This window comes from Haematospirillum sp. H4485 (genome assembly GCF_012102745.1).
Taxonomy (GTDB): Bacteria; Pseudomonadota; Alphaproteobacteria; order Rhodospirillales; family Rhodospirillaceae; genus Haematospirillum.
The window spans coordinates 1-11,552 of sequence record NZ_JAAVSY010000021.1 but is presented as its reverse complement, the minus strand read 5'-3'; the positions used below and the strand labels follow the sequence as shown (position 1 = coordinate 11,552).

The window sequence follows — 11,552 nt, the reverse complement described above, 5'->3', positions numbered from 1 at the left end:
GCTGGCGTCGGCTCGTGCGCAACTACGAGGCGCGCATTGACGTCTCCGAAGCCATGATCCACGTCCCGATGGGCAGCCTGCTCCTACGCAGAATCTCACATTGAGCCATTCTCAAACGGACTCTTACGGACAATCTCACAGACTTCTCTGAAGAACAGTGCAGCCAGGCAATGCACCGGTTTGCGCTTCTCCGGCCGCATCTGATCGAAGCGCTTGCAACGTCCGGTGCGGTGACCAAAAGCACATCCATCGACAGCACTTACGTCAAGGCGCATCGATCCACTCACGGGGGAAAAGGGGGGTGAAAAATCAGGCTGTCGGATCGTCGCGGGGTGGCCAAACCACCAAAATCCATGCCCTTACGGACATCATCGGTCGTCCCTTCGTCTTCATGCTGACCGGCGGCAATGTCGCAGACAACACGGTCGCGCCACTTTTGCTGGCCGGACTGAAGGGAGCAAGATACCTACTCGCTGATAAGGGCTATGATGCCAACAAGTTGCGAAAGCATCTGCGCCAATCTGCAATCGTGCCTGTCATTCCCGGTCGCTCGAACCGCAAGCAGGACATCAGATATGACAAGCTGCGCTATCAAAGCCGCCATCTCATCGAAAACGCCTTCTGCCGCTTGAAGGACTTTCGAAGGGTCGCCACACGCTACGACAAGCTCGCAAGAAACTTCCTCTCCGCCGTCGCACTCGCAACCCTCGTCGCATTCTGGATATGAGTGAGTCTCGACCCTAGGCATAAATGTAAACATCAGGGAACGGCCACTGAGCTATCCATAATTCGTTCGTTATGCCATTCCTCCCTTAAGCTTGCATTTATATGTCGGGCGATGCTAACCAATTTCGACACCCCATCATCACTGACAACATCACGCCTGACAAAGAACCAAACAGCGCTGGCAACCAACCTGCCTTCATCTTCGTAAACAAAGTGAGGCGCAGACAAATCTTCAGGCTCTGCCGCATATCTGTCTAATGTTGAAACACTAATCCCCGCCGGTGCTGCGGGCAGCAGTTCCAGACCAAGACAAGCCTTGCAGGCCTGCGCAAATCCTTTATCTGCCACTAGACTGAGATGAAAACAGTCATGATTGTCTGACACTCCCAGATCCATATGACAAACAATCGCAATGATACCACCCACGTCAACCAATTCAGAAAGAACGGCAAGATAGTTAAAAACATCACTCAAGTCAGCTTCGCTACGGAAGCGATCTCTAACAAGGGCAACAGCAACTCCATATGGAATATCGCGCCCCGGAAGAGCAGGCAGGACGTGAATTCGGGAAGGCTCACACCACACTTTCTCAACATGAGGAAAGTCATGTGGAGCATCCAAAACAACATCGACACGGTGGTAGTGGTTACTCAAAAAATGATGAATAGCATCCGGATGCTGCCCGACAATGACCAATGCACGCTGCCCCCCATCACCCCATCCCAAACGTTCCAGAACAGCAAGAACATGACAACGGAACCAAATCCCGCGAGATCTCCGAAGAATATTTGCAGCAAAGGCCCCGGTAAAATAATACCTTGCAAAGCGCAAGAAATCAGGATTCTCCCAATCCTCAATAGCAGAAAGACGCGAGGGATACTGTTCAGGATCCGATGCCGCATCCAGAACGGGTACACTCACCCGTCGGCGCAGATGAGCCGAATAACGACCAGCTTCAATACGTCGCCGCAGGACTGAAAGTTTCTGCTCGTCAATATCCTGGGCTAGCTTTGGATGCATGGACAAGGTTAAAAGACCATCGGCCACCCGCAATGCCTCTCTCCAAGACCTTGGCACAACCACAGGACTTTCTACCATCTCATACAGTATTGTAGATAAACGTACAGCTTCCGTGATAGGCACGGGCTGAAGCCGCCCCATAGCCGTCCTCAACCACTGCCCTAACTCCCGGGGATCGCACCTTTCATCTGCATCGCGTTCCGGAACAATAACGTATCCCTGTCGGACACGGGTACTGAAGGGCGTACGATTAACAGAGAGATGACTATGAACCAACCCCTCGAAGTGGTTGTGCATGGCGTTGACAGCGATGATCCTTCGCAAGGGCTGCCCAGAAGCATGAGCTTCCGCCTCGATGTCAACCAGCCGCAAAAACCCACGACGTACCGGCGCAACGGCGTTCATGTCGGCAGTCGACCACTTGCGCTGCCTATACCCGTCTTCTCCCCGTGAACACACCCCGAACTCAAAGACAAAGACATCCGCATGCCGTAGCACCTGACTATCGGCAACAATCTTAATATTCTTTCCTTTTTGTGTATTAATGAGATGGGCCACACTTTCCGCTACCCACACAGGGTTGGATGCGCCTCCAGAAGCTACCATGGCATCACCGAACAACTGGAGTAAGGAATCACCGGTACCAAACCAGCCGATAATATCGTGTGGGGCAAGATTAATCAGAAGATCAAGCAAATGGGGAACCGTATGCTCAACTGGGTAATCCAGACTATCATAAGTATCAAGCTCATAACGACTTTCAAAACGATGCACAGACATTCTGGGAAGAACGGCCTTCAATCCATCAACAAACACAGTACTCCGTACGGAAGAAAGACAGAATTCCTCAAGCTCAATGCCGTTAAGTCCCCACGTTTCAGAACATTCTGGTACATCGGCAACAGTAACATTATCAAAGAAACGTCGAAGATCGTTCTCAGGACGCTGATGACCGCTGTGAATGGTCCCAACAACACGAGTATGGCCGAGATGGAAACCACTTAAAAAATCAGTAGCATCATGAACGTCACCAAAGTGAATCTGCATGCGCTTTGCAAAGTTTGAGTCTACATGCCAACCATGAAGCATCTGTTCATTAAAGCCACCAACAGAAAAGAAGTCCCCCCTAGTAACCAGCTGGAAATCCCCCGGTGCATCAAATTGCACAGGATAAGGGCAACGAACAACTTCTTTCAGATGCAAATCAAGACCAAGCTGATTCAGCTCCTTGATAACCTGCCTCGGTTTGAAGCGATCAAAGCACTCCCATAGAGTGTCAGGAACCTCAAATCTGGGCAAACAGTAGTAGCCACGTTCAAGACTGGAGAAGGCATCAGAGAATGTAGAAAAAGGCTCACGTGGAATAAAAACCATGTCCGTATTTGTAGACAAGATCCAAGAGTTTTGATGATTAGAGCGACGCACACCGACATTGCGGGCTATAGGCTCTATTGCTACCAAATGCGTCTTGAGCCGAATATGTTCATGGTGACGAGACCTGACCCGTATAATACGCATTTTTTCCCACACTGTGGGCGTAAGCGTGTCCCTTATGGCCTCAGGAAAAGTCGGTAGATCATCCGGCGTATTATAATCAACAAAAATGATCTCATCATCCGGATCACCCAGCATCTCTGCCAGGCAATTAAGACTGATAGCAGCCCGCTTGTGCAAGCTATAGCCATGAGAGTCATTGCGGCCATAGACAACGATCGATATCACAGGCCCCCCCTAATCCATGCGTACCAAACCAAGCAAGAGAATCACACAGGCATTGCCTTGATCAACAGATGCCAGCCCAGTCGACGCTCCAAGGCCCGGAACACCTCATCCGGCATAGCGGCAAACCAAGGCTGTTTCTCATACTCATGGTGAACGTATTTTTCTGGCACATATGGAAAGATATGATCCTGCTGCATGGAAGTCATCCTGAACCCCTGCAGAAGAGCCGCAGCACTTTCCGGGGTATAGGTTCTGGCCAAAGGACAGCCACTCTGGGCTTCCGGTTGGTCAAATCCCTCGTCAATCATGATCGATTTCCAAGAATTCCGGGCATACAACATGACTCGCAACTCGCCGTCAGCCCGAATAACCTTGCGAATGCCGTCAACCACTCTTTCCGGACAGGGTATATGGTGGAGCACTCCGAACGAATAGACCAAGTCAAAAGAATCAGGCCCAACAGCATCCAGTAGATATTCAGCATTACACTGTATCAGTTGTCCATTCAGGCCAAAAACCCGGAACCGGGTGCGCGCAATATCCAGACTGACTTCCGATAAATCAAGCCCGGTATAATCTGCCCCGGCTCGGGCAAAGTTTACAGCTTCAGTCCCTATACCACAGCCGATCTCTAGAACTTTCTTCCCGTTCCAGCGCGAGAAATCTGCAAAGCTGGGGATATGGGGTTCAACAAAATATTTACGCCTCTCAACCTCATCAAAATAGGCAACAGTACCAACAGGAAGGCGTGAATGGCGAATGTTGCAAGGACGAAGATTCCAATAGGTGCGTATATTTTCTATATCGGCAATCATGACGGGTCCATAAGAACAACACAGATCGCAACGCTATACAAAATAATCCATGCAATCAACATGTATATCAGGTCATTTTTGCACAGATCCGACAAAACAATAAAATAAATTAACATTAATTTATGATCTTCTCACATGAAATAAGCTTTCATCACATGCACACAAGGCTACTGCAAAATACATTTGTTTTTGATATAGAACAATATGGCATTGCACCAAATGCAGAACAGATTTAGCCTCTATGAAACAATGAATTGGGTCCTTCCCCGCAGCGGGACTACCACAAGACAAACATTGAATGTTTACTGGCATGAACGAAACTAGAAAATGGGGCCATCTACAAAGACAGACCTGATCAAGACATGAACTGCGACTGCACGTCAGTCTACGTGGGGTAAATAAAATACACAGGGGCAAACAAACATGAACGTTTCCGTCATTGGCCTTGGAAAGCTGGGGGCGCCCTTGGCCGCTGTTCTTGCTGCCAAAGGCCACCATGTCATTGGCGCTGATCTCAATCCCTGCACTGTGCAATCGATTAACCAAGGTATAGCACCAGTTGATGAGCCGCAACTTCAGGACATGATCAACCAAGCGCAGGGCTGTCTGTCGGCAACAACTTGCTTCAGGACAGCAGCGCTGAAATCAGATGTTACATGCATTATTGTTCCTACTCCCAGCGATGCACGCGGTGCTTTCACCAACACGCATGTACTACAGGCCATCGCCGAACTTGGTCGCCATATAGAAACCAAGTCTTCCTATCATGTTGTATGTATCACCAGTACAGTCATGCCCGGCTCATGTGACGGTGAAATCCGATCTGCCCTCGAAGCGACTTCGGGGCGGCGCGTTGGTGTTGATATCGGGCTGTGCTACAGCCCGGAGTTCATTGCCCTGGGCCGGGTTATCCACGACCTCATGCACCCCGACATGGTGCTGGTTGGAGAATCAGACCCCCGCGCCGGCGAAATTGTCTCCGAGCTTATTCTCTCCGCCTGCGCCAACCATCCTCCAGTACAGCGTATGAATCTGGTCAATGCAGAACTCACCAAGATCACAATCAATACATTTGTCACAACAAAGATTTCTTATGCCAATATGCTTTCAGATATCTGCGATCGCCTGCCAGGAGCCGATGTAAAAGTCCTGACCTCAGCCGTGGGTCTTGATAGCAGAATTGGTGGCAAATACCTGCAGGGTGCAACCGGATATGGAGGCCCCTGCTTCCCGCGCGACAATATTGCATTCTCTTCCATGGCACGCACCTTGGGCGCCAGCCCACTTCTGGCTGAAGCAACAGAAACCATAAACCAGATGCAATTGGACCGCATGGCTGAGAAGGTCGTAACCTGCACAAGAAAGGGTGACGCTGTGGCAGTCCTTGGCCTGTCCTATAAACCTGATACCAGTGTTGTGGAAGAAAGCCACGGGATCAAGCTGGCACAAAGACTGGCTAAAACAGGTTTCAAGGTTCTCTGTCACGATCCCAGGGCCGGGTCAACAGCACAGGCTGTTCTGGGTCAGGATGCAAGAATTGTCACATCTGTAGCCGAGGCTGTCATAGCCGCCCAGACAGTCGTGGTGATGACACCCTGGCAAGAATACGGTGTCCTCTCTCCTGAACCTTTTCAACGCACCGGACGACCCGTAACCATTATCGACCCATGGAGAATCATGCCACATGCCATAGCCAGAATCGCTCACATGGAAATACCCGGCCGACACAGCAAATCAATGCTGCAGCATGATGAAGCCATTGTCACAGCCTGAGGACAGGGGGGACCAGAGCGTGAAATGTGTAACGACAGCAGATTCTGTTCTTGTGGCTGGTGGCGGTGGTTTCATTGGCGGCTTTCTGACCAGGAAACTGGTTGAGGCCGGAGTGCGCCACGTCAGGGTCGTAGACATCAAGCCAAAAGAAACATGGTACCAACTGGTTCCGGAAGCGGAGAACCTGCAACTGGACCTGCGCAACAGTGACGCAGCTCAACAAGCTGTTGCGGGAACCAACAGGATATTCAATATGGCTTGCGACATGGGCGGGATGGGGTTCATCGAAAATCACCGCGCCGATTGCATGGTCTCGGTTCTGATAAATACACATCTCCTGATGGCTGCCCGCAACCAGGATCTCAAGGGTTACTTCTACGCATCGTCAGCCTGCGTCTACAATGCTGAAAAACAGAAACAAGCAGCCGTTGTTCCCCTTCGTGAAGACGATGCCTATCCTGCAATGCCAGAAGATGGTTATGGATGGGAGAAACTGTTCTCGGAACGGATGTGCCGCCACTTCCGGGAGGATTACCAGATCCCCACGCAGGTAGCCCGCTTCCATAATGTTTATGGACCACACGGTACCTACGATGGCGGCCGGGAGAAAGCACCGGCCGCCATCTGCCGCAAGGTTATCCAGGCAAAATTGAGCGGGCACCATGAAATCGAGATTTGGGGTGATGGCGAACAGACACGCAGCTTCATGTACATAGATGACTGCCTGCACGGCATGGACCTGATAACCTCCAGCCCTGTATATGACCCCCTTAATCTTGGATCTGACCAACTTGTAACCATCAATACGCTTGTCGATATCGCCGAGGATATTGCCGGCATCAAACTGAAGCGCCGTTATAATCTGAACGCACCCAAGGGCGTTCGCGGGCGTAACTCGGACAATACAAAGATCAGGGAGTTACTGGGCTGGGCGCCGTGTACGCCGCTCCGCGATGGACTTGAAACAACCTATCGGTGGATCCATGACCAAATGACGGTACCTGCAAAAAAAAGACATCCCGCGTATTGCTGATGGATAGAAAATTGTGGCTTTCACCCCCCCTGATCCTGGAACAGGCTCTGGCAAAAAGCATTGGAGAGAAATGGCATCCATGTCCCGGAGTCCAATGGAACCATATTCTTCTGGATGCGGTTGGACCTGTCCTGTGCTCTTTTGCGCATTGGATTGCTTCGCAGCATGATCCGGACCAACCCCTGTTCTGCGTATTACGCGAAGGACAACTAATCGGTCGCTTGGTTCAGGCTCTGGGTGTGCCTGCAGTTCATGATATCAGCCTGAATCGCCGTCTTTGTCTGAAGGCCGCTGTTCTCTCTGCCGAGGATGAAGAAGGTCTGTTGAATATCCTGATACGTGCCCGCAGATGCCCCATGACGGTCACGGAAGCCATGACAGAACTGGAACTTCCGCACCCTCCGCTCCCTGCAGGCACACGACTGGTCGCCAATTCTCCTGAACTTGCAGCATTCCTCTCCTGGCTCCGGGAGCCTGGCCCGGCAGCAGCGCTGCTAACCGCCACATCGGGTCTGCGCACCCGTTTTCTTGCCTATCTTGAACGTATCGGGGCCTTGGACAACAGGCAGATTATCCTTGCAGACCTAGGCTATGCCACGAATATCCAAAATGCCCTGCAGAAAATTCTGCAACATGAGAAAAAAGATATCACCACACTGGGGCTATATCTTGTAACCACACCCGGTGCCAGCTGGACCATACAGCGCGGTGGGGCGGTGCGTTCATATTTGGCTCATCTGGGAAAGCCGGAGTGGTTTACCCACCTGTTCACCCGGGCACCAGAGCCACTCGAGACCCTATGCACGAATGCCGATGGCCCATTGATCGATTATACTGTCGACGGATTACCGGTACGTCTCCCGTCCCTGTTGCCATTGGAACAGACAGAAGCCGTCAAGCAGCTACAAGCAGCTTTGCTGGCACAAGCAAAAACATTCTTGAAAACCCATGCTGCAGCAGCACGACTGAAGCTGGCTCGCTTCCTTTCTTTACCAACCTTTGAAGAAACCAGCATCCTGGCACCATGGGTTTATGAAGAAACCCTGGACACCAGCACACGGCCACTGGCACCCACTGCCACCGGCAATCCATGGAAGCTGGATCGTAACGCCATGCCATGGCCGGCCGGTGCAGCCCGTCAGGCAGGCTGGAAAGACGAACTGCTGCTGTATGAAGCCAAAGCCCTTGCGACCCCTGCACCTGGACCAGAGAACCAATGCTGTCCCTGATTCTTTATGGCCGCAATGACTCTCATGGCTATAACTTGCACAAGCGGGCTGCTATCAGTCTTAATTGCCTAGCAGAGATGCTGGGTGATCCAGATGATGAGATCATTTTTGTTGATTATAATACGCCGGATACCCTTCCCACGTTCCCAGAGGCGATTGCAGATACCCTGACGACAGCAGCGAAAAGGTACCTGCGGATCCTGAGGGTACGCCCACATCATCATGACCCCATCCGGGATCGGACCCACATGAATGTATGCGAGCCTGTGGCCCGCAATGCAGCCCTGCGCCGAGCCAATCCGGCCAATCCATGGGTTCTGTCCACAAACACGGACATGGTGCTGGTACCACGCCCGGACATGTGCCCCCTGTCCGAGATTGTGGCAACGCTCCCGGAAGCCTGTCACCATCTGCCACGCTTCGAGTTACCACAGGCAATATGGGAAGAATGTGATCGCAGCAACCCGGCTGGCACCATTGCTTTTCTGGCAGAAAAAGGTGCACGCCTTCACCTGCATCATGTGGTCGAAGGCAGCCTACCCGCCCGCTTTGACAACCACGGCGATTTCCAGCTGATCCCACGTACAGCACTGGAAACCATCCACGGCTTTGATGAACGCATGCTCAATGGCTGGATCGTTGATTCAAACCTTGCGAAACGGTTGCTCATACACTTGGGTCCCCCACAAAGCCTGGAAACACGTCTGCTCGGCTTTCACTGTGACCATACCCGGGGTGGAGGGATCCTGCATGAGCATAACCATGCAGAAAACGACTACTGGAGTTTCTATCGGGATATTACAGAGGCCAAGCTCCCCCACCAAGCGGACAGCTGGGGACTGGCAAACACAGAACTGGAAGAAATACGGCTAAGGCACAGAACGTTCACTGTGTCTGGTTTTCTGACCAATGTCCTGCCACCGCCAGAACGCACCCCTACCTTTTCAACCTACAGGCCCGATTACCCTGACATGGCGGGCTACAATCCCCACCATGCCCTGCCTTTTCTGGTGGACCTGCTGGTACACTTGCCCCGCGACTGTCATCTGGCCTGGTTTGGTACCCGCACAGACATGCTTGATCTGGCACAAACAGCCTGGAAAGATATGGCGTTCCAAGGTTCATTTGACACAAACAACAACACAGCCCTGGAAACAGCCAATATCTTTGTCTTCGAATTTGGACGGACGGAAGAAACACAAGAACGTAATCCGGCAGGATGGAACGAAACCGACCTTGATGCACTGGCCCCTGTGCACGATACATTCCTGAGAATGGTGGATATCGAACAGAATCGTATATCCAAGGGCCTAAGCCCACGTATGGTCATTACCATCAATGCCATTCACAACCGCTTCGAAACCATGGTCAATGCTTGCATCAATAGTGCCCGCAGCCCTTTCAGTGGACGTGTCCGACACGGGACCGTACTGCCCTCTGGTCAACTTCCCCTGCGGTTAGCCCCCCGCGACCTTGCGGCTTGGCTACAGCTCCATATGCAGCGTGCACAACCTGTTCCCGTCACAGAAGCGGTACGGCTGTCCAGCGTGCTTGAAGGAATCCTGGAGGGATCACCAACAGTTTGGCAAGAAGACCTTGCTGGCCATGCCGGAGAAGCTATTCTGGCTGCTCTCTCCTTTCCGCCACTGACCAGACGCTATCGGGAAGACACCCTGTGCGCCGCACGCAACCGGGTCACAGATCTGCGTCCTTCAACCCGTTTGATACCACGCCTTGCCATCCCTCTGCTGACCAAGCGTCCTGGCCCCCTGGAAGCTCCCAGCCGACTGGCAGGAGCCGAAGACTGGGAGGATCACACCTGGCTTGACCTGAATCGTCGTTATCTGTCAGGCACCTGTGCCGCCAACCTGTTCCGCCGTACCCAGGAGATATTCAGCGCAGTCCATATTGTTGCCACGGCCCGCCACACTGGTGTCGCAGACCAAAACAAGAAGGCATTGATCACAAACCCAATACCCCATTTACCGGATATCCTGAGCCGCCATATGAAACAGGTCAGTCTTCTCGGTCATGCGAGAGACAGCGACAACATTTACGTCCCAGACCGCATCAACGGGTTGGATACATGCCCAGACCAAGAGACCTTTGACTTGGTCATCACCAACAACACAGAGTCAGCCCGATTGGTAACTCCCGGCGGTATATTGGTTATCGTTCAAAATGTACGACTGGACCAGACCATACCGCCACCTGAACTGCCGGGATGGAGGCTTCTTGCTCCGGCCCCGGTCGGGGTTTCCGCTCTGACACTGGACCTTATGGTCAAGGATGACATGACCTTGGCCGCAACATGGTTCTTCCAGCGCAGTGACATCCTGTAATGGCGGAATACAAGGCAACATCCCTCAAAGACCTGCGCCGCGATGCACTCTCGGACTCCGTACGGGCCGTGTCTTTCGATCTGTTCGACACGCTTCTGTTGCGCCGCTGTCAGCCTGAACTTTCACGTCTTGGCGATATTGCCGCCGCTCAAGCAAAAGCATTGTCCATCAGCTTTGCAATCAAGGCAGAAGCTCTGTACAGGGCCCGGCTGAAAATCCAGAAAGACGCCTTTGAACGGGTCAAACATGGAAAGAGCGCCGAAGTGACACATGCAGAAATGATCTGCTCCCTGCGACAGCAGTGCAATCTTCCACCTGAAGCAGACCATATTCTGACCCAAGCCGAGATAGAGTGGGAATACAGTGCTGTAAAGTCAAACCGCGAACTGATCACACTCTGCACCGACATTGTGGCCCATAAACCTGTTATTCTGACTTCAGATATGTATCTACCGGAAACAGCTCTGCGCGCCATACTTAAGCAACAGATTCCGGAGCTTGCATCACTTCCTCTAGCTGTCAGCTCCGACAGAGCAGCAACAAAACGTAGTGGAAAGCTGTTTCATTGGCTGACAGAGCATCTTGGCGTACCATCCTCAGCAATCCTGCACACAGGCGACAACATACATTCCGATGTACGCATGGCTGCGATGGCAGGTTTGGAAGCACGCTGGCTGCCACGCTCCCACATGTATCGAGCTATCCTTGCACTCCGCGATACATGGACACGATATCACCTGCGACAACGAGGCTGGATTGCCAACCTGTGAGCTTGATCGCTACATGGCTTTGAATTTTGATTGCTATTTGGCGTTTCCGATGACGAGGGCCTGTCCTGCGGCATCGACGACATCTTCAGTGATCATGGCGAGTTCATTGATGCGGATGATAC

At 52.1% G+C, this 11,552-nt stretch carries 7 protein-coding genes and 2 pseudogenes; 7 read left to right on the top strand and 2 right to left on the bottom strand.

Annotation, left to right across the window (positions count from 1 at the left end):
• Both HEQ61_RS10835 and HEQ61_RS10830 read left to right on the top strand, forming a co-directional pair.
• Positions 1-104, top strand: a pseudogene (locus HEQ61_RS10835) (IS5/IS1182 family transposase); the annotation flags it as partial.
• 96 nt (positions 105-200) lie between these two features.
• A pseudogene (locus HEQ61_RS10830) lies at positions 201-727 on the top strand (IS5 family transposase); the annotation flags it as partial.
• A gap of 32 nt (positions 728-759) precedes the next feature.
• Here HEQ61_RS10830 and HEQ61_RS10825 read toward each other — a convergent pair.
• Together HEQ61_RS10825 and HEQ61_RS10820 are read right to left on the bottom strand one after the other, a co-directional pair.
• Positions 760-3,378 (bottom strand): hypothetical protein, encoded by a 2,619-nt coding sequence (locus HEQ61_RS10825; protein ID WP_168084792.1) that lies wholly within the window; start codon positions 3,376-3,378, stop codon positions 760-762.
• Positions 3,379-3,509: 131 nt separating this feature from the next.
• The gene (locus HEQ61_RS10820) at positions 3,510-4,283 is read right to left on the bottom strand and encodes a class I SAM-dependent methyltransferase (protein ID WP_168021403.1); all 774 of its coding nucleotides are present in this window, start codon (positions 4,281-4,283) and stop codon (positions 3,510-3,512) included.
• A 423-nt stretch (positions 4,284-4,706) separates the two neighbouring features.
• On the opposite strand from HEQ61_RS10820, the gene HEQ61_RS10815 reads away from it, so the two are divergent.
• From HEQ61_RS10815 to HEQ61_RS10795, 5 genes are read left to right on the top strand one after another with little or no spacing between them, the layout of a single operon-like run.
• On the top strand, positions 4,707-6,056 hold the full coding sequence (locus HEQ61_RS10815) for a UDP-glucose dehydrogenase family protein (RefSeq protein ID WP_168021404.1): 1,350 nt from the start codon (positions 4,707-4,709) through the stop codon (positions 6,054-6,056).
• Between the two features lie 19 nt (positions 6,057-6,075).
• Entirely contained in the window at positions 6,076-7,089 is a 1,014-nt protein-coding gene (locus tag HEQ61_RS10810; protein ID WP_322099250.1) for an NAD-dependent epimerase/dehydratase family protein, read from the top strand.
• Positions 7,089-8,318 (top strand): hypothetical protein, encoded by a 1,230-nt coding sequence (locus HEQ61_RS10805; protein WP_168021405.1) that lies wholly within the window; start codon positions 7,089-7,091, stop codon positions 8,316-8,318. The genes HEQ61_RS10810 and HEQ61_RS10805 overlap by 1 nt, the downstream gene beginning before the upstream one ends.
• Complete coding sequence (locus HEQ61_RS10800; RefSeq protein WP_168021406.1) at positions 8,306-10,660, top strand: hypothetical protein; 2,355 nt, start codon at positions 8,306-8,308, stop codon at positions 10,658-10,660. Before HEQ61_RS10805 ends, HEQ61_RS10800 begins: the two co-directional genes overlap by 13 nt.
• Entirely contained in the window at positions 10,660-11,430 is a 771-nt protein-coding gene (locus tag HEQ61_RS10795; RefSeq protein ID WP_168021407.1) for a hypothetical protein, read from the top strand. Before HEQ61_RS10800 ends, HEQ61_RS10795 begins: the two co-directional genes overlap by 1 nt.
• Positions 11,431-11,552: the final 122 nt, after the last annotated feature.